Below are 23,025 nucleotides of genomic sequence, written 5' to 3'. Positions count from 1 at the left end.
TGCCATCAAGCCCGATTAGTTGTAGGCAATCGAGAACTGCGCGGTACCGTCGGCCGGACCGGCGGTCAGGGCGTCCGTGGACGGCGCCGTCGGCGTCACCGGGAAGAAGGACACGTAGCGCGCCTGGAACTTCAGGTTGTTGTCACCCGCACCCAGGATGTATTCGGACGAAGCCGCGCCCAGGGGGATCTTCAGGCCATTCGCATCGCCGATCTCGATGCCGACGCCCTTGGCGGCTTCGACGGTCGAGCCGGAGTTGTTGACCTTCAGCAGGCCTTCGGCCGCGGCGATGTTGCCGGGGACACCGGCGCCGGAGAAGGTCACCTTGGCCTTGTTGGTACCGGCGGGGCAGTCGCGCAGGTTGATGGTGAACTTGGCCGCGGTGGAGCCCGTTCCCACTGCGGGGAAGGCGTTCTTCGACACCTTGCCGAGAGGCACGGTCATGTTCACGCTCTCAGGCGCCACCGAGCAGATGCTGTCGGTGATTTCGCCCGTGAAGTTGACCGTACCGTCGGCGGCCATCGCGGCTTGCGACAGGGCACCGACAGCGGCGATTACTGCGAGCTTGGTGAATGCATTCTTCAGCATTGGATTCCTTAATAAAAGTAGATACTAATAATTAGCCTGCACGTCCTGCAGACCAATGCGATCCTATCCACCCATGCAATAAAAATGCATTCCACAAAACAATATGGAACAGCAACGTGATTAACTATCCTTCATATTAGCGACCAATGGTTAATTTGAAATAGTGAATTTATTTTCATCATTCAATTTAACTAGGATTTATTAGCGATCGACGCGAGAAGTCTCGAAATGCAAGGCAGAAGACGAACGCAGCCGCCTTGCAAGAACGCAATGACAGGGCACCGCACCGGCGCAAGCGCGGGATGCGACGAAGCCGCCTACTGATGCGTCAGCGTGATGGTCGCGGTCCCGTTGGCAATGCCCGGCTTCAACTCGCCACCGATGCGCATGTAGCGCGCGACGAAGGGCACGGCATAGGTGAAGTCTTTCGACTCACCCACCCTCATCGCCTTGCCGAACTCCACGGGTCGGCGCTGGGCGTCGAGCACCTGGATGCCGACGCCGCTGGCCGTGGTTCCCGCCGAGCCGGCTTCGTTGATCCCCAGCACGCCCGGCAGCGTGGTCGCGTTCGTGGGGTCCATGGTCATCGATACGGTGGACTGCACGGAGCCCGGTGCCGCCTGGCAAGCGACCTCGATGTTGAACGGCGTATCGCGTGCAACGGTTCCGATGCCACCGGTGAGATCGCGGATCGGCACGCGGCCCATCGGAACGAGGAGCTTGCGCGATGGCTCGGTCACGGTGCACGAAGGTGCGACGACCTTGCCGCCATTCAGGCGAATACGAAAATAATAGTCCTGCGGTTTGTTGGCGACGTTTACTTCTCCGTAGAGCCCAGGCGTCAACGGCCCGTTGCCGACGCGCTTTGCCGTCTTGATCAGATCGAAGTTGAACTTGAACCAGCCTCGGTACTGCGACGAGACATTGCTCGAAATGACGTTGTAGACCACGAAATCGTAGGGAAGAGCGCCCTGGGCATCGTCTCGTCCTCCCATGACCTGGATCCGGTATCCCACTCCAGGCACATTCGTCGAGTAGACCTTCTCCCACATGGAAGTGTTGCTCACGAGCGCGCCCTGCCCTCCTCGAGCCTGGACGGCGAGCGACTGACCCAGGCCGCAGTCGGCGATCCAGGCATTTCTCAGGTTGCCCTCCCGATGCGCCAGGACAGTTCCTACAGGTTGATTGTTGTCCACGATCACCTGGCCGAAGTCGAAGCTGAAGTCGCCAATTCGTATGGCGTCCGAATAGAAGCAATCGGCCGCTTGCGCCGCGGTCGCCGCCACGGCGACAGCAGTCCAGAGCGCCAACACGCGGATCTTTCGCGCCATCGTTCTGATTGACATGTCTTCTCTACTTCATGAAACGTGGGAGTTCGGGCACGCGTCGCCCCTGTAGCAATTCGCCTGGACGAACGAAGGACGCGATCTCATCGACGGCCCTTGAGCGAGACGGCCTGCGCCTCATCGGTGCACCGGCCCGCGAACTGGCGAACGGGCGAGGGACTGGCATCTTCGGGCAGGCTGTACGACACCGCGCATTGGTTCGCCGAGCGCTGGCCCCAGCGCACCGCGAGGCGGCCGTTCTGGCCCGCGCCGGTCACATAGGCCCGGCCCTCGGGGCCGACGATGCCGACCTCCTGGCCGGCGTCGTTCTCGATGCGCGCACCGAAGGGCAGCGGCTGTCCACGGCCGTCGGTGAGCGTCAGCATCAGCCGGTAGCCCACCGAGGTCTCGAAGGTCGTCAGCACCACCGCGCCGCGCGTCGGCACGAGTTCGGTGGCGGCGGACTTCACTTCCGTCGTGTCCCCCAGGTCCTGCGTGCGCACCGCCACGCGGTTGAGCCGGTAGGGGCTGAGGTTCGGGATGACGGCACTGCCCGAGCCATCGGTCACCACGCCCGGACGCGCGTCGAAACCGACCCCGCCGGCCTTGGGCACCTGCACCAGCGCGACCGTCTCGCCCAGGGGCTGCGACAGCGTGATGCCGCCGCCATGCACCAGCAGCCCGCCCGCCATGCCGAAGGTGGTCTGGCGGAAGCCCCGGCCCTGCGAGTGGCCGAGGTCGAAGCGGCCGAAAGGCGCGAGATAGCTGCCCCCCACGCTGCCGCCGGCGCCCTGCTCGCTCGCATGGCTGGCGCTCACGCTGTAGCTGAGGCGGCGATCCTCCAGGGCCGCGCCGTACAGGCTCACCTGCTGGCTGGTGTTTCCCTCGCGATCGCGCGAGACCGCGTACTGCGCGCTGGCCGCGGAAGTGCCGAGCGGAATGCTCAGCGTGAACATGAGCTGGCTCGTGGCACGGCGGTCCTGGTAGGCGCTGCGGTTGTAGAAGACGCTGTAGCTGAACTGCTTGTAGCTGCCCGACCAGCCCAGCTGCACCAGCCGATCCTTGAAGGAGGTTCCCCAATAGCTCTGCTGGCGCGCGGAGGCGAAGAGCGAGCCCCAGTCGCCGACCTTCTGCGCGAGCTCGAAACGCAGCTCGTTGCGCCGACTGTGCAGGCGCTCGGACGGCGACAGCGCCTGCATGTCCACGGCTTCCTGGAAGGTGCGGTAGCCGCTGGTGGAATAGCGGTAGCCCGCGACGCGAAAGTTGGTGCCGCTGTCGACGAAGGACTTCGCGTAGAGGAACCGCAGCGACTGGCCGCTCTGGCGCTCCTTCCCGCCGAGCGCGAACGCCATCGGCGTGCCGGCCGGATCGGTCGGCAGGCCGCGCGGCGCCGTGGTGCTGGCGGTCGAGAGGTCGAGCGACAGCGCGCCGAAGCTGCGCATGTTCTTGCCCACGCCGGCCAGCATCGACTGGTAGCGGCTCGAGGCCATGAAGCCGCCATAGACCGTGTAGTCGTTGCCCAGGCCGCGCGCCAGGGTCGCCTGCACGAAGACCGGCTCGATGCGCGCGCCTTGTTCCCGCAGCCACGGTGCCAGCAGCGTGCTGGGACCGCCCTGGCGCATGTCGCCGATGTAGCTGCTGCTGTAGCCGAAGGCGCTGCGGTACTTGCCCACCGTGGCGCCGTAGCGCCAGGTGCCTTCGCGCAGCAGCGTCGGCACCGCCGAGAAGGCCTGTATGTATCGGCTTTCGCGCCCGTCGGCTTCGGTGACCGTGACTTCGAGGTCGCCACCCGAGTCCGTGGGATAGAGGTCGTCGATCACGAACGGCCCCGGCGCGACGAAGGTGCTGTAGACGACATAGCCGCTCTGGCGCACCGTGACGCGCGCGTTCGTCTGCGCGATGCCGCGGATGGTGGGGGCGTAGCCTTGCTGGCTGTCGGACAGCATGGCCTCGTCGGTGCCGATCTGCACGCCGCGAAACGGCACGCTGTCGAAGAAGTTGGCGGGCGTGTTGCCGTCGCCGATCTGCAGTTGCCCCTGGATCGAAGGCAGGTCGCGCTGCAGCGTGGTGGTGACGGCCTGCCAGCGGCCGCGGCCGTCGGTGTCGCGGTTGTAGGTCGAGTAGTGGCGCAGGCGCCAGTCGCCGATGTTGAAGCCGCCGCGCAGGCCCGCGAACAGCGTGTTGCGCTGGGCATCCTGGCGCCCGCGGTCGAGGAAAGGATTGGCGTCGAAGAGGCTCGGCGAGTTCGCGAAGAGGTTCGGCCGCTCGCGCTGGTTGTCGCCGCCGTGGCGCGCGAAGTTCAGCTGGTAGTCGAGCATGGCGGCGGTGATGCCTCTGTCCCAGCGCGCCGGTTCGACCGCGCCGCGCGCCGCGCGCTTGAGCGCCGCCTGCGGAATGCCGAGCGACAGCGCGAGCTGGCCCGCGTCGTAGCTCACGGTCGCTTCGGGAATGCTGGCCGGCAGGTCGACGCAGGCGTCGTCGGCCGCACCGGCCAGCGCGGGGAAGGCCTCGACGTTGACACCCCATCCGTCCAGCATGCCGCGCGTGAGGCAGGCCACGGCATCGGTCTTGCCCGGCACGTCGTCGAACCGGATGGTGCTGCGGCCAACGCCCCGCCCGTTGACCGTCACGTCGACGGCATAGGTGCCGGGCAGCACTCGATTGCCGAAGGCGAAGATCGAGAGATCGGCGCGCGGTTGCTTGCCGCCGCCGATGCCGAGGAATTCCTCCTCGAAACGCGAACCGGCGAGCTGCTGCGCCAACGCAGGAATGCCGAGGCTCGCGATGACCGTCGCGCACAGCGTGCGACGGAACGGCGCGGCGCGCAGGATGCGGCGCATGGCCTCAGCGCGCTGCATCGCTCGTGGATGGCGTATCGACGACCTCGGGCGTCAAGGCCACGGGCTCGACGGCCACGGGCACGCGCACGCGTTCCTCGGGCGTTTCGCCACCGTAGTCGTTGATCGTGGTGAATCGGACCTCGATCGGTTGCGGTGTCTTCATGGCATCGAGCTGAAAGCTCGACTCCGCGAGCGGCGCGACCATGACGGCCCGGATCACCTGCTGGCCGGCGTTGACGGTCAAGCCGGTGAAGGTCACGTGATAGGCCGTGGGATTGCGGATCTTCAGCACCGCCCCCTGGTCCTGCGCACCGGCAGCGACGCTCCAGCGCAGCTGCGTGCGCGCATCCGCCGGCTGGCCCGACAGCGCGGCGGGACGATAGAACAGCTTGATGCGGGTACGCACCGCGATCTGCAGCACGTTCTCTTCCTGCGTCTTCTCGGGAATCTCCTTGACGTTGAGCCAGTACACCGATTCGCGGTCGCGCGGTAATTCACCGGGCATCCGCAGGATGCGCAGGATGTTTTCCTTGCCGGGATCGAGCCGCGACAGCGGCGGCGTGACCAGCAGCGGCACGTCGGTCAGGCCCTCGCCCGCATCGACCCAGGCCTGGATGACATAGGGCGCGCCGCCGGTATTGCGCATGGGGATCGAGGCCTCGCGCTCTTTCTCGCCGAGGATCACGCGCGTACCGCTGAGCGATACCGCCGCATCGGCGTGCCATGAAATGCCCAGTCCCAATGCCATGGCCAGGGCCCAACCGAATGTCTGCTTGCTGCACATAGGAGTTTTCGGGCGCACGCGCCCATGCGGCGGTACGCCGCCGTACGAAACATGAAGAAAAAGGAAAGCGAAGAGGAGCGCCGCCTCGAGGCGGCGCCAACGGCCGGTGGCTGCGAGAGCCGCGGCCGCGGATCACCCGAACTTAGTTGTAGGCGACGGTGAACTGGGCCATGCCGTTGGCCGGGCCGACCGTGACCGAATCCTTGGTCGCGAGGTAGTTCGCTTTGAATTGCAGCGAGTTGGTGCCGTTGCCCAGGATGTAGCTGGGAGATGCCACGCCCAGCTTGATCGGATTGCCAGCCGAATCCTTCAACTGGATCGCCACGCCCGTTGCGGCCGCCACCGTCTGCCCTGAATTGGCAATGGCCAGGTTGGTGCCATCGGCGGTGCCGGAGAACGTGACCTGCGCATTCTTGGCCGAGGCGGTGTCGCAGTTGAGCAGATCGATGGTGAAGTCGACCGGCGTGGAAGTGCTGCCGAGACCGGTGAGCGTCCGGCTCACGATCTTGCCGAGTTGCACGGTCTTGTTCTGGCTGCCGGGCGCCACCGAGCAGGTGGCGTCGATGATTTCGCCCTGGAAATTGATGGTGCCGTCATAGGCCATCGCGGCTTGCGAGAGAACGCCGACAGCTACGAACGCGAAGAGTTTGGAGAGGGGATGCTTGAGCATTGGATTCCTTGATTTCAATCGATGAGAGCCCGCTCGATGGCGGCAGGCCCTGCGAGACGAACATCGCCGGCTGCCGCGGGAACGCGGAAAGCCCGGAGATGAATTGATATTCCTTGGTTGATTTTTTTTGACTACGAGTTTTCGTTCAGCGATCTCCCATTGAGTTGAATTGAGCATGAATCCCGCATGGCTTGACGTCGATTCAGACGATTGAGTCGCGATGACGAAGCCCCGTGGCTCGCGTCACGGACGACCATCGGCCACGCTGCCCACCCACGTCGACGGCAGCGAAGGCCTCGCCAGGCCGGCAACTAGGGCGATGGGTTCAGGGCGACCAGGCGGTACCCGACTCCGTAGATCGTCAACAGCCTGATACCCTTCTCCGGGCCCAGTCCCAGCTTGCGGCGCACACGCGTCACGTGCACGTCGAGCACCCGCGAACCGGGGCTGCTGGGCCGGTCGAACAACCGCTCCTCGATCTCCGTGCGGGCGACGACCTTGCCGAGGTTCTGGAACAGGATGCAGGCGACCTCGAATTCGCGCGGCTGCAAGCGCACTTCCACGCCATCGACCAACACCACGCGCGCCGCCCGCTTGAAATGAAAACTGCCCCAGATCAGGTCTTCCTCGGCAGACGGCACATGCCCCCCTTGCCTGCGCGTGTGGAGCAATCGCAACCGCATCGCCAGTTCGGCGCCATCCACCGGCGCCGTGGCGAATTCGATCCGCTCGCCATTCAGCGAGTCCTCGTCGAAGGTGGCCGCGAGTTCCAGGGCATCGCGCGACACGACGACCAGGATGGGCAGCTTCACCATGGTCCGAAGATTCGCCCAGCGCCGCTGGCTCCATCCCTTGTCGGCACATGCGATCAGCGCGTCGTAGTGACGGCCCGAGGACATCGACTCCCACAAGGTCTGCACCGAATCGAAGGCAGCCGAGGCGAAGCCCTGCGAGTCGAGCGCGCTGCGCAGGGTGCCGCGATTGCGCTCGTCGCCGAAAACCAGCGCCAGCGAGGAAATGGACCTCGAAAGGCCCTGCCCGGTGTTGGTGGCGGGACTCATGCGCAGACTCCGAGGGTCGGTGTTTCCGGCTCGAAGCTCGGGACCGCCTGGGCGACGAAGCGCCTGACGCTTTCACCGACGATGTCGAGATCCATGTCCGGCTCGCGAGCGACGCGCAGCACCACGCCTTCGACGAAGCACTGCAAGGCGAACACCCGGCCGCGCACCTCGGCCTCGGGCAGCGCCTTGCAGGCCTGGCGCATGCGGGCCTGCAACAGCGCGACGAGCGCATGACGCTCGAGCGCCAGAGCTTCGGCCGTCGCGCCGGCCACGCGCGCCCTGCGAGTACCTTCGGCGACCGCCTCCAGCACGAAGGCGGCATTCGATGCCCCCGTTGCGCGCCAACTGCGCAGCCGCTCGCAGACGAACGCTGCCACGGTCTCGGGCCGCAGAATCCGGCAAGTCGCCGAGGCCCATGCCCTGCAGGCGCTCCAGCAAGGCCAGCACGATGTCGTCCTTGGTCTCGAAGTGAAGGCGAATCTCGGAAGGGCTCATGCCGACCGCGTCGCAGATATGCACCATGGAGACAGGCCGGATGCCGCGCTCCGCGAAGCACGCACTCGCGGCCAGGAGAATGCGATCGCGGACCGTACCCTCCCGTACCGCGCCAGCCGCCTGCAATTTGTTTCCCTGCAATTGAATCCTTTCGGCCCACTTCTTCGTAAACACAATCCGCGCCACGAAAAGAGAGTGAACATTCAGTTTTTGTTAGGTTACTCCAGTCTTCGCGCAACCACGACACTGCTGACCAGATTCCTAGGGACAAGTGTCATATTTCCCCGGAAAGGAGGAACTAGTTCTCGCCCACCCCTCGGCAAGATCAGTCGATTGTCAGCAAACAGCGGCCTTCTTCGGGGAAAACGAATGCAACCGCAAACAGCAGAAACAAGGGCGCCAGCGCCGCGAAAGCTTGCCTCTCAGATCATGAAAAATGAATGAGCATTTATACTTTCTTTACTCCATGAGCGCCGACGTAAGCTCCCCAGCCAGCCGACACCACACCTCAAGGAAATTCACGCGTGAATAACAAGATCAAGCGCTCGTCTCCCAGCAGCGAACAGCGGGCCGAGTTGCAGAAGCTGAGGATCCTGAAGGCCGCGAGAACCTGCTTCATCCAGGACGGGCTGCATGCGGGCACCATCGCCCGCATCAGCGAGACCGCGCAGATGAGCCCGGGGCTGATCTACCGCTACTTCTCGAGCCGGGAGGAGATCGTTCTCGGCCTCATGCGCCTGCAGGTCAAGGCCGGCTTCGGCCCGGGCATCGCCGGACTGACGCCGAAGGTGGTGACGGCCCGCATCTGCGAATACCTGCGCCGGTGGCTCGCGGGCGACCCCGATGTTCCAAGCCCGCCGCTGATCCTGGAAATGAGCGCGGAAAGCACGCGCAACGAGGCGATCGCCAAGCACATCGTCGACGCCGACAAGGAAGCCAGGGCGTCGCTGATCGCCTGGCTGACGGACCTCTCCGTCCAAGCCGGGGAGACAGTGAGCGAGAAGGAGATCCAGATCCGCGCCATGGCCCTCGGCTGCTTCATCGACGGCCTGGTGCTTCGCGCGGCGCGCGAGCCCGACCTCGACATGGAGATCGTCGAGAAGAGCATGGACAGCCTCATGGCCATGGTGGCCCCTTCGCCGCCACGCAAGGCGACCTGAGGGCAGCCGGGTCCCGGCGACGCGCGCTCCCCGTGATAGAGTCCGCCGCAGCGTGACTGCCACGCTCGGCCCCGGGGACGACTCCAGGGCGCGATCGCCGCCCCGGGGACGACCCTGCACTTCCTGTGAAGTTCAACCATGGTCCATCCTCGCAGCGCGCAGCCCCTCACCGCCGCCACCTCCTCCGTCCCACCGCAGACCTGGCTGCTGCTGATAGCAGCCTGGGCCGTCGTCGGCGCGTTCACCGTCTTCGGCGCCGGCTGGCTCGGCCCCTCGATGACACCGGTCACCGCGGGCATCGCGTTCGCGGCGCTGTTCGTCACGATCCTGGCCGCGTCCTTCGGCGTGGTGAAGGAAGCCGACCATCTCGCGCATGCGCTGGGCGAGCCCTACGGCACCCTGATCCTGACGCTGTCGATCGTGCTGATCGAGGTGGTGCTGATCGCCTCCGTGCTGCTGGGGCCGGGCGACTTCCCCACCATCGGCCGCGACTCGATCTTCGCCGTCATGATGATCATCATGAACCTCGTGATGGGCCTGTGCCTGATCGCGGGCCACGGCCGCAACGGCCATCAGCGCTACAACGCGCAGGGCACCGCCTCGTACCTGTCGATGGTGGTGCTGCTCGCCAGCATCGCGTTGGTGCTGCCGAAGTACCTGAGCGGCGCGGGTGAGTTCACACGCGTCCAGGCCATCGGCATCTCGGCCATCACCGCCGTGGTCTATGCGGTCTTCCTCGGCCTGCAGATGCGCAGCCACCGCAAGCTCTACATGGAGCCCGCGCCGGGCGACGATGCCGACCCGGCCCGCCATGCCGTCGGCCTGCTGCCCCAGCCCGCGCGGACGGACACGAAATTCCTCGTGCTGCGCTCGGCCCTGCTGATCGCGCTGATCCTGCCGATCGTGCTGCTCGCCCACCATCTCGCGGTGGTCACCGACTACGGCATCGCGGCGGCGGGCGCGCCCACCGCCCTGGGCGGTGTCCTGATCGCCATCATCGTGTTCACGCCCGAGTCCATCACGGCCGTGAAGGCCGCGATGAACAACGAGATGCAGCGCGCCATCAACCTGTGCCTCGGTGCCTTCGTCTCCACCGTGGGACTGACGGTGCCGGCCGTGCTCGTGATCGGCCTCGTGACCGGCAAGCAGGTGATCATGGGCATCTCGAACACGGAGACGGTGCTCTACATCGCCACCGTGGCGCTGGGCATGCTGAGCTTCAACGGCCAGAAGACCTCGGCGGTCCAGGGCTGGATGCACCTGGCGCTATTCGCGATCTTCGGGCTGCTCCTCTTCAGTCCCTGAGCCGAGGCTCCCGTTCAATAGGTGCGGCTCGGCACGCCCTGCATGGACAGCGCCCACTGCGCGATCCGGTCCTTGCGTTCGAAGGCCACGCCCGGGTGCTTGTTCGCATAGGCCAGGAACTCGCCCAGCGCCTTCACGCGCGCGGGCGTGCCGCCGATGCGGTCGTGGGTGGAGATCGACATCATCCGCCGGCGTCCGGCCGCCTCGGCATAGAGCTGGTCGAACTCGTCCTTGAGCTCCTGGCCGAAGGCCGCGGCCGTGAGCGGACCCTCCGCGCCGAAGCGCGCGATGTCGTTCATGCGCAGCGTGTAGGGCACGACCGCGAAGGGCTTGCCGTTGACCTGCGTGGTCATCGGCTCGTCGGCCGAGAGGTCGTCGATGTGGTACGTGAAGCCCAGTTCCTGCAGGATGCCGAGCGTGCGTGTCGTGCCGCGCAGCCAGAACGCGTTGTAGCCCGCGGGACGGGTGCCGGTGGCCTTGAGCAGCGCATCGATGTTGGCCTGGTACGAGGCGCGCTCCTGCTCGGGCGAGATGTCCCAGTGCGGGGTCCAGGTCTGGCCATGCGCGGCGGCTTCGTGGCCGCGCTGCACGATCTCGCGCGCGAGCTGCGGGTTGCGCTCCACGGCCTGGCCGGTCATGTGCGAAGTCACCTTCACGCCATGCCGGTCCCACAGGTCGAGCAGCCGCGGGATGCCTTCGCGCACGCCGTATTCGAACCAGGTGCGCGCCGGCAGGTCCGGGTACTTCGCATCCATCGGCGGAAACGGCGAGCCGTTGTCGTGCTCGCTCTGCGCGCCCGACTCGAACTGCATCGACACCGAGATCACGAGCCGCGCACCGTTCGGCCAGTGGCGGCCGGTAGCGGCCTTCGGTCGCGCCTGGGCCCGCGCTTCGCCCGCCGCGAGGCCGGACAGCGCGGCGGCCGCCACCGTGCCCGCGCCGCCGCGCAGGATGTTGCGGCGCTCGAGGCTGCCGATGGAGGGGTTGGCGTTCATCTGGAGGATCCCTTTCATGGATGGTGGGGTTTCGAGGGCGGGTTCCACTGCTGCTTCCAGTAGTTCGCCTTGGGGTGCTCGCGCAGGAACACGCAGCACTGCACCCATTGGCCGGGCGACAGCGCCTCGACCGCGCGGGACAGCACCGTGAACGTTGTGTCGGCCATCCGCTGGCTCACCTCGCTCGCGCGCGGATTCGTCAGCACCAGCGTGGCGATCAGTTGCTGCGCGCCGGGCTCGTCGCCGCAGAGTTCGGCCACGATGGGTTGCACGCGCGACTTCAGATCGCCGAGCGCGGCCGATCCGCTGTCCGCGAGTGCGCGGTGCAGCGTCCGCAGGGTCCGCGGCCAATCGATGGCCGCGAGCAGGGGAGGCGACGCCTCGACAACGATGTGGGGCATGGCGCGCGACCTCAATCCAGCTTGATGCCGGCCTCGCGGATCAGTTGCTGCCAGCGGATGCGCTCGCCGGCCATCATCCGCGCGAAGGCCTGCGGCGAGCTGTCGACCGTGATCGATCCCAGTTCCGCGAGCTTGTCGCGCGTGTTCTTCTGCGCCAGCGCGCGGCCCATGTGCTCGACCAGCCAGGCCTGGCGTTCGCTCGGCGTGGCCGCGGGCGCGACGAAGCCGTACCAGCCGCCGATCTGCGCATCGACGCCGCTCTCCTTGAGCGTCGGGACCTCGGCCAACGCGGGAATGCGCGCGGGGCTGGTCACGGCAAGTGCCTTGAGCCGGCCCGACACGATGTGCTGCAGCACCGCCGGCGTGGCCTCGAACAGCAGTTGCACGGTGCCGCCCATCAGATCATTGAGCGCCGGCGCCGAGCCGCGGTACGGCACGTGCAGGATCGACACCTGCGCCTCGCGCTTGAAGAGTTCGGCCGCCAGGTGCTGCGGCGTGCCGTTGCCCGCCGAGGCGTAGGAGTAGCGGCCCGGCGCCTTGCGCAGCACCTCGAGCGCCGCGCGCAGGTTCGGCGCGGGGAACGAGGGATGCGCCACCATCACCAGCGGCACCGATGCGGCCCAGGCCAGCGGCGCGAAGTCCTTGGCCGGGTCGTAGTTGAGCTTGGGATAGAGCGCGGCATTCGCAGCCATCGGGCCGAGCGCCGCGAGCAGCAGCGTGTGGCCGTCGGCCTCGCCGCGCGCCACGGCTTCGGTGCCGATGTTGCCACCCGCGCCGCCGCGGTTGTCCACGAGCACCGTGGCGCCGCTCTCCGTCTGCAGCGCATGCGCCATCAGGCGCGAGATCGCGTCGGTGGTGGCGCCGGCCGGATACGGGCAGACGATGCGGATCGGCTTGGAGGGAAAGGCCTGTGCGTGCGATGCGCCGGCAAGGCCGGGGATGGCAAGGGCCGCGCCGGCCTGGAGGAAATTTCGTCGCTGCATGAATCGGTGCTTCCTGATGTCTCGTCTTGGGAGGCAGTTTCAGAGGATGCGCCGGCTGCGGCAAATCGCATTTTTCGGCACGCCCCATCGGATAATCCGATAGCCATGACCGCACGCCCCAGCAGCCGCGCCCAGCGCGCACGCGATCCCCTCGAGCTCGTTTCGCTGCGGCAACTGCGCTACTTCAGCGCCGCGATGCGCGCGCCCAGCTTCAACGAGGCGGCGCGCGAATGCTCGATCTCGCAGCCCGCGTTGTCGGAACAGATCGCGCTGCTCGAGCAGGTGCTCGGCGTGCCACTGTTCGACCGCACCGGCGGCCGCGCGGTCCCCACGCTGTCGGGGCACGAACTCGAACGCCGCATCGCGGGCAGCCTGCTCGAACTGCAGTCGGCCTTGCGCGAGGTGCCCGAGCGGGCCGACACCATCTCGGGCCTGGTGCGCGTGGGACTCGTGCAGTCCTACGGCGCCTGCTGGGTGGTGCCGGTGATGCGCGCGGCGCAGGCGCGCTGGCCCGCGCTGTCCGTGGCGCTGCGGCGGCGCACCGCGCACGCGCTCGAGGAAGGCGTGCTGCGCGGCGACTTCGAGTTCGCGGTGAGCTTCGATCCGCATCCCCATGCCGACCTCGAGATCGCGCAGTGCTTCGTCGAGCGGGCCGTCGCCGTCGGCGCCCTGCCGCGGCGCGCGCGGCGGCTCACGCTGGCGCAGCTCGCGCCTTTCGGGCTCGCGCTGCTGCCGAGCGAATACATGATGCGCCGCGAGCTCGACGCGGCCTTCGCCTCGCAGGGCCTCAAGCCGCAGGTCCGGCTCGAATCGGATGCACTCGAAGACCTGGTGGCGGCCGCGCGCGAGAGCGGCATGGTCGCGATCCTCAACGCCGCGGCCGCATCGAGCCTGGCGGTGCACGACGCGGTGCCGATCGACAGCGTCGAACTGCAGCGCAAGGCCTGCCTCGTGCGTTCGCGCACACGCCATCACACGAACGCGTCGCGCCATCTCTGGGATGCGCTGGTCGCGGGCGCGCCGGCCCTGCCGTCGGGCTGGACCGCGCCCGGCAAGGCACGGCGCTAGATGCTTCGCAGGTTCACGCGCCGCGACAAGGCCTCGGCGCTCTCGCGCCGCTCGCTGTAGCGATCGACCAGATGGCCGGCGCAGTCGCGCGTCAGCAGCGTGAACTTGACCAGCTCCTCCATGACGTCGACCACGCGTTCGTAGTACGGCGAGGGCTTCATGCGCCCGGCTTCGTCGAACTCGAGGTAGGCCTTGGCCACCGAGGACTGGTTCGGGATGGTGATCATGCGCATCCAGCGTCCGAGCACGCGCAGCTGGTTCACCGCATTGAAGGACTGCGAGCCGCCCGACACCTCCATCACGGCCAGCGTCTTGCCCTGCGTCGGCCGCACGGAGCCGACCGACAGCGGGATCCAGTCGAGCTGCGCCTTCATGATGCCGGTCATCGCGCCATGGCGTTCCGGCGAGCACCAGACCATGCCTTCGGACCACTGCGCGAGCGCGCGCAGTTCCTGCACCTTCGGATGGTCCTCGGGTTCGCTGTCGGGCAACGGCAGGCCGCGCGGATCGAAGACGCGGGTCTGCGCGCCCAGCGCGCGCAGCAGCCGCTCGGCCTCTTCGGTCAGCAGGCGGCTGTACGAGCGCTCGCGGACCGAGCCGTAGAGCAACAGGATGCGCGGCGCATGCGTCGAACGCTCGGCGGGCCACAGGTGTCGTGGGTCCGGCAGCCGGAAGGCCTCCGCATCCAGGTTCGGCAGGTCAGGGCTTGGCGACACGCTGGCCTTTCGCATCGATGACGGGCTCGCCGTCTTCCTTCGAGAACGCGCCGCGCTGGGCGTGCGGCAGCAGGTCGAGCACGGCCTCCGATGGCCGGCACAGGCGCGTGCCCAACGGCGTGACGACGATCGGGCGGTTGATGAGGATCGGATGCGCGAGCATGAAACCGATCAGCTCCGCATCGGTCCACTTTGCATCGGCCAGCCCGAGCTCGTCGTGGGGCGTGCCCTTCTGGCGCAGCAGGTCGCGCACGCCGATGCCCATGTCGGCGACCAGTTGCTCGAGCGTTGCGCGGCTCGGCGGATGCTTGAGGTACTCGATGACGGTCGGCTCCTCGCCGCTGTTGCGGATCAGCGCGAGCACGTTGCGCGACGTGCCGCAGTCGGGGTTGTGATAGATCGTGATGTCGCTCATGGAAGGGAGGGATGTCGCTGGTGAGAAAGCAGATCAGCCGAAGCTCAGGCGCAGTGCGAGCGCGGCGAGGGTCAGCGCGAGCACGGGCACCGTCATGACGACGCCCACCTTGAAGTAGCAGCCCCAGCCGATGGTGGTGCCCTTCTTCGCGAGCACATGCAGCCACAGCAGGGTGGCGAGGCTGCCGATCGGCGTGATCTTCGGGCCCAGGTCGCAGCCGATGACGTTGGCGTAGACCATCGCCTCCTTCACCACGCCGGTGGCGCCCGAGGCATCGATGGAGAGCGCGCCGACCAGCACCGTCGGCATGTTGTTCATCACGGAAGACAGCGCGGCCGCCAGGAAGCCCGTGCCCAGGGCCGCGCCCCAGATGCCGCCTTGCGCGAACACGTCGAGCAGCGTCGAGATCCGCTCGGTCAGGCCGGCATTGCGCAGGCCGTAGACCACCAGGTACATGCCCAGCGAGAACACGACGATCTGCCAGGGCGCGCCGCGCAGCACCTTGCGCGTGGCGATGACCTCGCCGCGGGCCGCCACGGCCAGCAGCAGCAGCGCGCCAGCGGCCGCCACGGCGCTGACCGGCACGCCCAATGGCTCGAGGCCGAAGAAACCGACGAGCAGCAGCACCAGCACCACCCAGCCCGCGCGGAAGGTGGCCGGGTCGCGGATGGCATCGGCCGGGCGCTTGAGGCGGCTGGCGTCGTAGCGCGCGGGGATGTCGCGACGAAAGTAGAGCAGCAAGGCCAGCAGGCTGGCGACCACCGCAACGAGGTTGACCGGCACCATCACCGCCGCATAGGCGCTGAAACCGATCCCGAAGAAGTCGGCCGAAACGATGTTGACGAGGTTCGAGACGATCAGCGGCAGGCTCGCGGTGTCGGCGATGAAGCCGGCCGCCATCACGAAAGCCAGCGTGGTGGCCGGCGTGAAGCCCAGCGCCACCAGCATGGCCATCACGATCGGCGTGAGGATCAGCGCGGCGCCGTCGTTGGCGAACAGCGCCGAGACGGCCGCGCCGAGCAGCACGATGAAGGCGAACAGCCGGCCGCCGCTGCCGCCGCCCCAGCGCGCGACGTGCAGCGCGGCCCATTCGAAGAAGCCGGCCTCGTCGAGCAGCAGGCTGATGACGATCACGGCGATGAAGGTCCCGGTGGCATTCCAGACGATCTGCCAGACCCGCACGACGTCGGGCAGATGCACCACGCCGAGCGCCAGGGCCACCAGCGCGCCCAGCGCGGCGCTCCATCCGATGCCGAGGCCGCGCGGCTGCCAGATGACGAGCACCAGGGTCGCGAGAAAGATGAGAACGGCGGTGAGCATGGGGCGAGGAAACGATGCGGCGCCGACCGTCAGCAGTCGCAGGACGCGCCTTGCGCATCGACTTCGCAGGGCTGTCCCTGGCAGCAGTTCTCGCTCAGATAGGCCAGCAGCCCGTTCATCTGGTCGAACGAGGCGCGGTAGATCAAGTGGCGCCCCTGCCGCTCCTGCGACACCAGGCCCGCGCGGCCCAGCTCCTTGAGATGGAACGACAGGCCCGTGGCCGGAACGCCCAGCGTTTCGGTCAGCGCGCCAGGCGTCATGCCCTGCGGGCCGGCCACGACCAGGGCGCGAAACACGCGCAGGCGCACGCTCTGGGCGAGTGCCATGAGGGAACGGATGACGACTTCTTCTTCCATATTTCAATCATCGTTGAAATATTGAATCGTGGCAACCGACTTCCGGCTCGGCCCGCTCCGGCGCTTGAAACCCCGGCGATTGCCCTTATGATTAGCACTCGCTGTGGTTGAGTGCTAACAAGCCTCGCCTCCAGTCGACGGGCAACCGGTCCTGCGGGATGGGCGCCCAAAAAACCACCACCCAGTTTCTTATCCAGGAGATGCAATGAAACTTCGTCCTTTGGCCGATCGCGTGATCGTCAAGCGTGTTGACAGCGAAACCAAGACTGCCTCGGGCATCGTCATTCCCGACGCCGCCGCCGAAAAGCCCGATCAGGGTGAAGTCCTGGCCGTGGGCCCGGGCAAGCGCAACGACAAGGGCGAACTGGCCGCACTGACCGTCAAGGTCGGCGACCGCGTCCTGTTCGGCAAGTACAGCGGCCAGACCGTCAAGGTCGGCGGCGACGAACTGCTGGTCATGAAGGAAGACGACCTGTTCGCGGTCGTCGAGAAGTAATTCAACAGATCCCCATTCGGAGTAATAGAACATGGCAGCAAAAGACGTAGTCTTCGGCGGTGAAGCCCGCGCACGCATGGTCGAGGGTGTGAACATCCTGGCCAACGCGGTCAAGGTCACCCTGGGCCCCAAGGGCCGCAACGTGGTGCTCGAGCGCTCGTTCGGCGCCCCCACCGTGACCAAGGACGGTGTGTCGGTCGCCAAGGAAATCGAACTCAAGGACAAGCTGCAGAACATGGGCGCCCAGCTCGTGAAGGAAGTGGCTTCCAAGACTTCGGACAACGCCGGTGACGGCACCACCACCGCGACCGTGCTGGCACAAGCCATCGTTCGCGAAGGCTTCAAGTACGTGGCCGCCGGCATCAACCCGATGGACCTGAAGCGCGGCATCGACAAGGCCGTGACGGCCCTGGTCGAAGAGCTGAAGAAGGCTTCGAAGCCCACCACCACGTCGAAGGAAATCGCTCAAGTCGGCTCGATCTCGGCCAACAGCGACGAAACCATCGGCAAGCTCATCGCCGACGCGATGGACAAGGTCGGCAAGGAAGGCGTGATCACCGTCGAAGACGGCAAGTCGCTGGACAGCGAACTGGACGTCGTCGAAGGCATGCAATTCGACCGCGGCTACCTGTCGCCCTACTTCATCAACAACCCCGAGAAGCAATCGGCGCTGCTCGACAACCCCTTCGTGCTGCTGTTCGACAAGAAGATCAGCAACATCCGTGACCTGCTCCCCACGCTGGAACAAGTCGCCAAGGCCGGTCGTCCGCTGCTGATCATTGCCGAAGAAGTCGAGGGCGAAGCCCTGGCGACGCTGGTCGTGAACACGATCCGCGGCATCCTGAAGGTCGTGGCCGTCAAGGCGCCTGGCTTCGGCGACCGCCGCAAGGCCATGCTCGAAGACATCGCCATCCTGACGGGCGGCAAGGTCATCGCCGAAGAAGTCGGCCTGACCCTCGAGAAGGTGACGCTGGCCGACCTGGGCCAGGCCAAGCGCATCGAAGTGGGCAAGGAAAACACCATCATCATCGACGGCGCCGGCGCTGCTGCCGACATCGAAGCCCGCGTGAAGCAAGTGCGCGTGCAGATCGAGGAAGCCACGAGCGACTACGACCGTGAAAAGCTGCAAGAGCGCGTGGCCAAGCTGGCCGGCGGCGTTGCGGTGATCAAGGTCGGCGCCGCCACCGAAGTCGAAATGAAGGAAAAGAAGGCTCGCGTCGAAGACGCCCTGCACGCCACCCGCGCTGCAGTGGAAGAAGGCGTGGTTGCCGGTGGTGGCGTGGCCCTGCTGCGCGCCAAGCAAGCCGTGGGCGACAAGGTCAAGGGCGACAACGCCGACCAGGACGCCGGCATCAAGCTGGTGCTGAAGGCCATCGAAGCCCCCCTGCGCGAAATCGTGAACAACGCCGGCGGCGAAGCCTCGGTGGTGGTGAACGCGGTGCTGGCCGGCAAGGGCAACTACGGCTTCAATGCCGCCAACGACTCGTATGGCGACATGCTCGAGCTGGGCATCCTGGACCCGACCAAGGTGACCCGCACCGCGCTGCAGAACGCCGCCTCGGTGGCCTCGCTGCTGCTGACGACCGAAGCCATGGTGGCTGACGCTCCGAAGGACGAAGCTCCTGCCGGCGGCGGCATGCCCGACATGGGCGGCATGGGTGGCATGGGCGGCATGGGCATGTAATTGCCTCTCGCCCGGCGAGCGCTTCGGCGTTCGGCGGGCGGGTCGTCCAGACACGAAGAAGGCCGGGGTTCGCCCCGGCCTTTTTCATTTCGAGCGCCGTCTCGGCCCCGCCGCGGTCGACGCCATGTCGATCGGCAGCGGCGCATCGGCCTTGACCTCGCGCAGCACGATCGCCGAGCGCACGTGCGTCACGCCGGCCTGCTCGAACAGCGTGGTGTGCAGGAACTGCTCGTAGTGCTTGATGTCGGGCACCAGCACCGTGAGGATGTAGTCGGCCGGCCCGGTGGCCGAGGCACAGCGCACCACCTGCGGACTCGCGGCCACGGCGCGCTCGAAGTCGCGCACCTTGGCCTCGCTGTGGCGGTCGAGGTTCACCTCGGTCACGGCCGCGAGGTTCAGCCCCACCTTCTCGCGGTCGACGATCACCGTGTAGCCGCGGATCACGCCGCTGGCCTCCATGTCCTTGATGCGGCGCCAGCAGGGCGTGGGCGACAGTCCCACCGCGTCGGCGATCTGCTGCACGGTCTGGCGCGCGTCGCGCTGCAGTTCGTCGAGGATGCGCAGCGAATGATGGTCGAGAGGAATGAATTCGTCGTTCATGGCGATTTTCGAGATGTATATTCCTGATTACAGGGTCACCCTGTAGTGATTCAAGAGAATATTCCTCCTGAGCGAGAACAACAATCTCGCAATGAATTCGAATGACCTCTCTTCGGCCGCAGCCCCCACCCGCGCCGCCGAAACCGCCGCCACGACCACCCTCGCCCGTCCGGGCTACCAGCTCGCCGACAACCTCTGGGCGAGCTCGGGCGTGGTCTTCCTCACCGGCACGCAGGCGCTGGTGCGCCTGCTGTGCATGCAGCGCCAGCGCGATGCCGCGCGCGGCCTCGACAGCCGCGGCTTCGTCAGCGGCTACCGCGGCTCGCCGCTCGGCATGGTCGACCAGGCGATCTGGAAGGCCGGCAGCCGCTTCGAGCAGGAGGGCGTGCGCTTCGTGCCCGCCATCAACGAGGAACTGGCCGCCACCCAGGTGCTCGGCACCCAGCGCGTGGAGTCCGACCCCGAGCGCGAGGTCGAGGCCGTGTTCGGCATGTGGTACGGCAAGGGCCCGGGCGTGGACCGCGCGGGCGACGCGATCAAGCACGGCAACGCCTACGGCGCCTCGCCCAACGGCGGCGTGCTGGTGGTGGCGGGCGACGACCACGGCTGCGTGTCCTCGTCGATGCCGCACCAGTCCGACCAGGCCTTCGCGGCCTGGGGCATGCCGGTGCTGCAGCCGGCCAACGTGGCCGAGTTGGTGGAGTTCGGGCTCTACGGCTATGCGCTCTCGCGCTACTCGGGCACCTGGGTCGGCATGCCGGCGCTGTCGGAGGTGGTCGAGAGCTCGAGCACGGTCGACCTCGACCTGATCCTCGCGCGCAGCGCCGCCTGGCTCGATGCCGACGGCGTGCGCGAGGCCACCGGCCACCGCGCGCCGGCCGACGGCCTGCACTACCGCTGGCCCGACCTGCCCTCGCTGCGCATCGAGTCGCGGCTGGCCGACAAGCACGAGGCAGTGGCCGCCTTCGCGCGCGTCAACAGCATCGACCGCGTGGCGGTCGAGAGCCCCGAGGCCCGCGTCGGCATCGTGACCTGCGGCAAGGCCCACTACGACCTGATGGAGGTGCTGCGCCGGCTCGAGATCCCGACCGAACGCCTGGCCGCGGCCGGCGTGCGCATCTACAAGGTGGGCCTGAGCTTCCCGCTCGAGCAGACGCGCATGCGCGCCTTCACCGCGGGCCTGGCCGAGGTGCTGGTGATCGAGGAGAAAGGCGCCTTCGTCGAGAGCCAGCTGCGCGACATGTTCTACAACGCGCCGGCCGACGCACGCCCGGCGCTGGTCGGCAAGCACGACCGCGACGGCCGCCCCTTCATCTCGGCGCTCGGCGAGCTGCGGCCCTCGCGGCTGATCGAGCGCGTGGCCGAATGGCTCGAGCGCCACGTCGGCGGCGCCGACGGCATCGGCCGCCCGACCGAGCGCGTGCGCGACTTCACGCCGCCCGACCTGCTGGCCAACGCCAGCGATGCCGTGAAGCGCCTGCCCTACTTCTGCGCCGGCTGCCCGCACAACACCAGCACCAAGGTGCCCGAGGGCTCGACCGCGCGCGCCGGCATCGGCTGCCACTTCATGGCCAGCTGGATGGAGCGCGGCACCGCGGGCCTGGTGCAGATGGGCGGCGAAGGCGTGGACTGGATCTCGCATTCCAAGTTCACGCGCGTGCCGCACGTGTTCCAGAACCTCGGCGACGGCACCTACTACCACTCGGGCTACCTGGCGATCCGCCAGGCGGTGGCGGCCAAGGCCACCATGACCTACAAGATCCTGTTCAACGACGCGGTCGCGATGACCGGCGGCCAGCCGGTGGACGGCGTGATCACCGTCGACGCGATCGCGCGCCAGGTCGAATCGGAAGGCGTGGCGCGCGTGGTGGTGGTCAGCGACGACATCCGCAAGTACGACGGCCAGAAGGATCGCTTCCCGGCCGGCACCGGCTTCCACGACCGCAGCCTGCTCGACACGGTGCAGCGCGAGCTGCGCGAGGTGGCGGGGGTCACCGTGCTGATCTACGAGCAGACCTGCGCCGCCGAGAAGCGCCGCCGGCGCAAGAAGGGCGAACTGGCCGATCCGCCCAAGCGCCTGTTCATCAACCAGGCGGTGTGCGAGGGCTGCGGCGACTGCACGGTGCAGAGCAACTGCGTGGCGGTGGTGCCGCACGAGACGCCGCTGGGCCGCAAGCGCCAGATCGACCAGACCCACTGCAACAAGGACTACTCCTGCGCCCAGGGCTTCTGCCCGAGCTTCGTCGGCGTGACGGGCGCCTCGCTGCGCCGCAAGGCCGGCGCGCTGCAGCGCGAGAAGGACGCCGTGCTGGCGCGCGCCGCCGCGCTGCCGCAGCCCCCGGGCCACGACTGGGACAACGCGCCCTACGACCTGCTGGTCACCGGCGTCGGCGGCACCGGCGTGGTGACCGTGGGCGCGCTGGTCGCGATGGCCGCGCACCTCGAGGGCAAGGCCGCGAGCGTGCTCGACTTCATGGGCTTCGCGCAGAAGGGCGGCTCGGTGCTGAGCTTCGTGCGCATGGCCAGCCATCCGGAGCGCCTGAACCAGGCCCGCATCGACACCCAGCAGGCCGATGCCGTGCTGGCCTGCGACCTCGTCGTCGGCTCCTCGCCCGAGGCGCTGCAGGCCGTGCGCCACGGCCGCACGCGCATCCTCGCGAACCTGCACGAGATCCCGGTCGCCGAGTCGCTGCGCAATCCCGACGCCGAGCTGCACATCGACCTGCTGCTCGAGAAGCTGCAGTTCGCGGCCGGCGAGGAACAGGTGAAGACCTTCGACGCGCAGGCGCTGGCCGAGGAGTTCATCGGCGACACGCTGGCCGCCAACATCCTCGCCGTGGGCTATGCGTGGCAGCTCGGCCTGGTGCCGCTGGGCTTCGAGGCGCTGATGCGCGCCATCGAACTCAACGGCGTGGCGGTCGCCGCCAATCGCCTGGCCTTCGCGCTGGGCCGCATGGCCGCGGCCGATCCCGAAGGGCTCGAGCGCCTGGGCGACACGCTGCAGCCCGCGTCGACGATGGACCTCGCGAACGCGGCCGACGGCAACGACCTCGAGGCCATCGTCGCGCGCGGCGTGGCCCATCTCTCGGGCTACCAGAACGCCGCCTGGGCGCGGCGCTTCGAGACCCGCATCCGCGCGCTGCAGCAGCGCGAATCGGCGCTCGGCGGCGATGCCTCGCTGCCCTTCACGCGCAACGCGGCGCGCAGCCTGCTCAAGCTCATGAGCTACAAGGACGAGTACGAGGTGGCGCGCCTGTACACCGACGGCAGCTTCCAGCGCAGCCTGATGGAACAGTTCGAGGGCGAGAAGATCAAGCTCGAGTTCCACATGGCCCCGCCCTTCCTCGCACCGCCGAAGAACGGCCAGGCGCCGCGCAAGATCCGCTTCGGTGCCTGGATGCTGCCCGCGATGCGCGTGCTCGCGCGCGGCAAGGCGCTGCGCCACACGCCCTTCGATCCCTTCGGCCGTACGCAGGAGCGGCGGCTGGAGCGCGAGCTGATCGCCCACTTCGAGGCCCGGCTCGACGAACTGGCGCAGGACATGGCGGCCGCCGACCAGAAGCTGCTGGCCGACATCGCCGCGCTGCCGATGACGATTCGCGGCTACGGCCACGTGAAGATCGGCAACCTCGCGCTGGCGCGTGCACGCGAAGCCGAACTGCTGCACCGCCTGCGGCCGCAGCGCTATCCGGCGCCGGCCTCGACCAAGGCCGCGGGGCAGATCAAGGGCATCGCGATCGTCGCGGCGCACTGAGGCCGCGGA

Annotated in this window: 21 protein-coding genes and 1 pseudogene; 6 read left to right on the top strand and 16 right to left on the bottom strand. The window is 67.5% G+C overall.

Features of this window, described 5'->3' with window-relative positions; all coding sequences use genetic code 11:
• Nucleotides 1-15 precede the first annotated feature (15 nt).
• The 8 genes and pseudogenes from AC1HIL_RS10565 to AC1HIL_RS10530 all read right to left on the bottom strand — a co-directional run.
• Nucleotides 16-588, bottom strand: coding sequence for a fimbrial protein (locus tag AC1HIL_RS10565; protein WP_479671754.1), 573 nt, complete (start codon nt 586-588; stop codon nt 16-18).
• 317 nt (nt 589-905) lie between these two features.
• A complete protein-coding gene (locus AC1HIL_RS10560; RefSeq protein WP_479671753.1) occupies nt 906-1,934 on the bottom strand; it encodes a fimbrial protein in 1,029 nt (342 codons plus the stop codon).
• Between the two features lie 83 nt (nt 1,935-2,017).
• Entirely contained in the window at nt 2,018-4,771 is a 2,754-nt protein-coding gene (locus AC1HIL_RS10555) for a fimbria/pilus outer membrane usher protein (protein WP_479671752.1), read from the bottom strand.
• Nucleotides 4,758-5,501 (bottom strand): fimbrial biogenesis chaperone, encoded by a 744-nt coding sequence (locus AC1HIL_RS10550; protein ID WP_479671751.1) that lies wholly within the window; start codon nt 5,499-5,501, stop codon nt 4,758-4,760. The genes AC1HIL_RS10555 and AC1HIL_RS10550 overlap by 14 nt, the downstream gene beginning before the upstream one ends.
• A gap of 178 nt (nt 5,502-5,679) precedes the next feature.
• Nucleotides 5,680-6,207, bottom strand: a complete 528-nt coding sequence (locus AC1HIL_RS10545; RefSeq protein ID WP_479671750.1) for a fimbrial protein — start codon at nt 6,205-6,207, stop codon at nt 5,680-5,682.
• Nucleotides 6,208-6,518: 311 nt separating this feature from the next.
• Entirely contained in the window at nt 6,519-7,268 is a 750-nt protein-coding gene (locus AC1HIL_RS10540; RefSeq protein WP_261209726.1) for a winged helix-turn-helix transcriptional regulator, read from the bottom strand.
• Entirely contained in the window at nt 7,265-7,645 is a 381-nt protein-coding gene (locus tag AC1HIL_RS10535; RefSeq protein WP_479672794.1) for a hypothetical protein, read from the bottom strand. Before AC1HIL_RS10535 ends, AC1HIL_RS10540 begins: the two co-directional genes overlap by 4 nt.
• Before the next feature lie 70 nt (nt 7,646-7,715).
• A pseudogene (locus AC1HIL_RS10530) lies at nt 7,716-7,937 on the bottom strand (TetR/AcrR family transcriptional regulator); the annotation flags it as partial.
• Nucleotides 7,938-8,287: 350 nt separating this feature from the next.
• On the opposite strand from AC1HIL_RS10530, the gene AC1HIL_RS10525 reads away from it, so the two are divergent.
• Both AC1HIL_RS10525 and AC1HIL_RS10520 read left to right on the top strand, forming a co-directional pair.
• Nucleotides 8,288-8,923 carry a TetR/AcrR family transcriptional regulator gene (locus AC1HIL_RS10525; RefSeq protein WP_261209722.1) on the top strand — a complete coding sequence of 212 codons (636 nt, stop codon included), beginning with the start codon at nt 8,288-8,290 and terminating at the stop codon, nt 8,921-8,923.
• A gap of 138 nt (nt 8,924-9,061) precedes the next feature.
• The gene (locus AC1HIL_RS10520) at nt 9,062-10,228 is read left to right on the top strand and encodes a calcium:cation antiporter (RefSeq protein ID WP_479671748.1); all 1,167 of its coding nucleotides are present in this window, start codon (nt 9,062-9,064) and stop codon (nt 10,226-10,228) included.
• A gap of 14 nt (nt 10,229-10,242) precedes the next feature.
• Here AC1HIL_RS10520 and AC1HIL_RS10515 read toward each other — a convergent pair whose 3' ends face one another.
• From AC1HIL_RS10515 to AC1HIL_RS10505, 3 genes are read right to left on the bottom strand one after another with little or no spacing between them, the layout of a single operon-like run.
• Entirely contained in the window at nt 10,243-11,232 is a 990-nt protein-coding gene (locus AC1HIL_RS10515) for a polysaccharide deacetylase family protein (protein ID WP_479672483.1), read from the bottom strand.
• A 5-nt stretch (nt 11,233-11,237) separates the two neighbouring features.
• Complete coding sequence (locus AC1HIL_RS10510) at nt 11,238-11,624, bottom strand: 5-carboxymethyl-2-hydroxymuconate Delta-isomerase (protein ID WP_261209716.1); 387 nt, start codon at nt 11,622-11,624, stop codon at nt 11,238-11,240.
• Nucleotides 11,625-11,635: 11 nt separating this feature from the next.
• The gene (locus tag AC1HIL_RS10505; protein WP_479671747.1) at nt 11,636-12,607 is read right to left on the bottom strand and encodes a Bug family tripartite tricarboxylate transporter substrate binding protein; all 972 of its coding nucleotides are present in this window, start codon (nt 12,605-12,607) and stop codon (nt 11,636-11,638) included.
• Nucleotides 12,608-12,712: 105 nt separating this feature from the next.
• On the opposite strand from AC1HIL_RS10505, the gene AC1HIL_RS10500 reads away from it, so the two are divergent.
• The gene (locus AC1HIL_RS10500) at nt 12,713-13,675 is read left to right on the top strand and encodes a LysR family transcriptional regulator (protein WP_479671746.1); all 963 of its coding nucleotides are present in this window, start codon (nt 12,713-12,715) and stop codon (nt 13,673-13,675) included.
• Here AC1HIL_RS10500 and arsH read toward each other — a convergent pair.
• The 4 genes from arsH to AC1HIL_RS10480 are packed head-to-tail and all read right to left on the bottom strand — an operon-like array spanning nt 13,672 to nt 16,482.
• Nucleotides 13,672-14,406: an arsenical resistance protein ArsH gene (gene arsH / locus AC1HIL_RS10495; protein WP_296741096.1), complete on the bottom strand. Its 735-nt coding sequence runs from the start codon at nt 14,404-14,406 to the stop codon at nt 13,672-13,674. The two genes, AC1HIL_RS10500 and arsH, sit on opposite strands and share 4 nt — an antisense overlap.
• Complete coding sequence (gene arsC / locus AC1HIL_RS10490) at nt 14,375-14,806, bottom strand: arsenate reductase (glutaredoxin) (protein WP_261209707.1); 432 nt, start codon at nt 14,804-14,806, stop codon at nt 14,375-14,377. The genes arsH and arsC overlap by 32 nt, the downstream gene beginning before the upstream one ends.
• A gap of 33 nt (nt 14,807-14,839) precedes the next feature.
• A complete protein-coding gene (locus AC1HIL_RS10485; RefSeq protein WP_479671745.1) occupies nt 14,840-16,126 on the bottom strand; it encodes an arsenic transporter in 1,287 nt (428 codons plus the stop codon).
• A gap of 29 nt (nt 16,127-16,155) precedes the next feature.
• Nucleotides 16,156-16,482 (bottom strand): ArsR/SmtB family transcription factor, encoded by a 327-nt coding sequence (locus AC1HIL_RS10480; RefSeq protein ID WP_296741090.1) that lies wholly within the window; start codon nt 16,480-16,482, stop codon nt 16,156-16,158.
• A 205-nt stretch (nt 16,483-16,687) separates the two neighbouring features.
• Between AC1HIL_RS10480 and AC1HIL_RS10475 the strand changes: the two genes are divergently transcribed.
• Nucleotides 16,688-16,978, top strand: a complete 291-nt coding sequence (locus AC1HIL_RS10475; RefSeq protein WP_007835162.1) for a co-chaperone GroES — start codon at nt 16,688-16,690, stop codon at nt 16,976-16,978.
• Between the two features lie 31 nt (nt 16,979-17,009).
• Entirely contained in the window at nt 17,010-18,662 is a 1,653-nt protein-coding gene (groL, locus tag AC1HIL_RS10470) for a chaperonin GroEL (RefSeq protein WP_261209685.1), read from the top strand.
• A gap of 84 nt (nt 18,663-18,746) precedes the next feature.
• On the opposite strand, the gene AC1HIL_RS10465 is transcribed toward groL, so the two are convergent.
• Nucleotides 18,747-19,262 carry an Lrp/AsnC family transcriptional regulator gene (locus tag AC1HIL_RS10465; RefSeq protein WP_261209683.1) on the bottom strand — a complete coding sequence of 172 codons (516 nt, stop codon included), beginning with the start codon at nt 19,260-19,262 and terminating at the stop codon, nt 18,747-18,749.
• Between the two features lie 91 nt (nt 19,263-19,353).
• Between AC1HIL_RS10465 and AC1HIL_RS10460 the strand changes: the two genes are divergently transcribed.
• A complete protein-coding gene (locus tag AC1HIL_RS10460) occupies nt 19,354-23,016 on the top strand; it encodes an indolepyruvate ferredoxin oxidoreductase family protein (RefSeq protein WP_479671744.1) in 3,663 nt (1,220 codons plus the stop codon).
• The last annotated feature ends 9 nt before the right edge of the window (nt 23,017-23,025 follow it).

This window comes from Variovorax sp. ISS6 (assembly GCF_056523145.1).
Note: the sequence above shows the minus strand (reverse complement) of the source record. Positions and strands in the feature narration are given on the sequence as shown.

Excerpts from the sequence above, each read along its gene's own strand:
- AC1HIL_RS10565 (WP_479671754.1), bottom strand. The coding sequence starts at position 588 with ATGCTGAAGAATGCATTCACCAAGCTCGCAGTAATCGCCGCTGTCGGT.
- AC1HIL_RS10560 (WP_479671753.1), bottom strand. The coding sequence starts at position 1,934 with ATGTCAATCAGAACGATGGCGCGAAAGATCCGCGTGTTGGCGCTCTGG.
- AC1HIL_RS10555 (WP_479671752.1), bottom strand. The coding sequence starts at position 4,771 with ATGCAGCGCGCTGAGGCCATGCGCCGCATCCTGCGCGCCGCGCCGTTC.
- AC1HIL_RS10550 (WP_479671751.1), bottom strand. The coding sequence starts at position 5,501 with ATGGCATTGGGACTGGGCATTTCATGGCACGCCGATGCGGCGGTATCG.
- AC1HIL_RS10545 (WP_479671750.1), bottom strand. The coding sequence starts at position 6,207 with ATGCTCAAGCATCCCCTCTCCAAACTCTTCGCGTTCGTAGCTGTCGGC.
- AC1HIL_RS10540 (WP_261209726.1), bottom strand. The coding sequence starts at position 7,268 with ATGAGTCCCGCCACCAACACCGGGCAGGGCCTTTCGAGGTCCATTTCC.
- AC1HIL_RS10520 (WP_479671748.1), top strand. The coding sequence starts at position 9,062 with ATGGTCCATCCTCGCAGCGCGCAGCCCCTCACCGCCGCCACCTCCTCC.
- AC1HIL_RS10510 (WP_261209716.1), bottom strand. The coding sequence starts at position 11,624 with ATGCCCCACATCGTTGTCGAGGCGTCGCCTCCCCTGCTCGCGGCCATC.
- AC1HIL_RS10505 (WP_479671747.1), bottom strand. The coding sequence starts at position 12,607 with ATGCAGCGACGAAATTTCCTCCAGGCCGGCGCGGCCCTTGCCATCCCC.
- AC1HIL_RS10500 (WP_479671746.1), top strand. The coding sequence starts at position 12,713 with ATGACCGCACGCCCCAGCAGCCGCGCCCAGCGCGCACGCGATCCCCTC.
- arsH (WP_296741096.1), bottom strand. The coding sequence starts at position 14,406 with ATGCGAAAGGCCAGCGTGTCGCCAAGCCCTGACCTGCCGAACCTGGAT.
- arsC (WP_261209707.1), bottom strand. The coding sequence starts at position 14,806 with ATGAGCGACATCACGATCTATCACAACCCCGACTGCGGCACGTCGCGC.
- AC1HIL_RS10485 (WP_479671745.1), bottom strand. The coding sequence starts at position 16,126 with ATGCTCACCGCCGTTCTCATCTTTCTCGCGACCCTGGTGCTCGTCATC.
- AC1HIL_RS10480 (WP_296741090.1), bottom strand. The coding sequence starts at position 16,482 with ATGGAAGAAGAAGTCGTCATCCGTTCCCTCATGGCACTCGCCCAGAGC.
- AC1HIL_RS10475 (WP_007835162.1), top strand. The coding sequence starts at position 16,688 with ATGAAACTTCGTCCTTTGGCCGATCGCGTGATCGTCAAGCGTGTTGAC.
- groL (WP_261209685.1), top strand. The coding sequence starts at position 17,010 with ATGGCAGCAAAAGACGTAGTCTTCGGCGGTGAAGCCCGCGCACGCATG.
- AC1HIL_RS10465 (WP_261209683.1), bottom strand. The coding sequence starts at position 19,262 with ATGAACGACGAATTCATTCCTCTCGACCATCATTCGCTGCGCATCCTC.
- AC1HIL_RS10460 (WP_479671744.1), top strand. The coding sequence starts at position 19,354 with ATGAATTCGAATGACCTCTCTTCGGCCGCAGCCCCCACCCGCGCCGCC.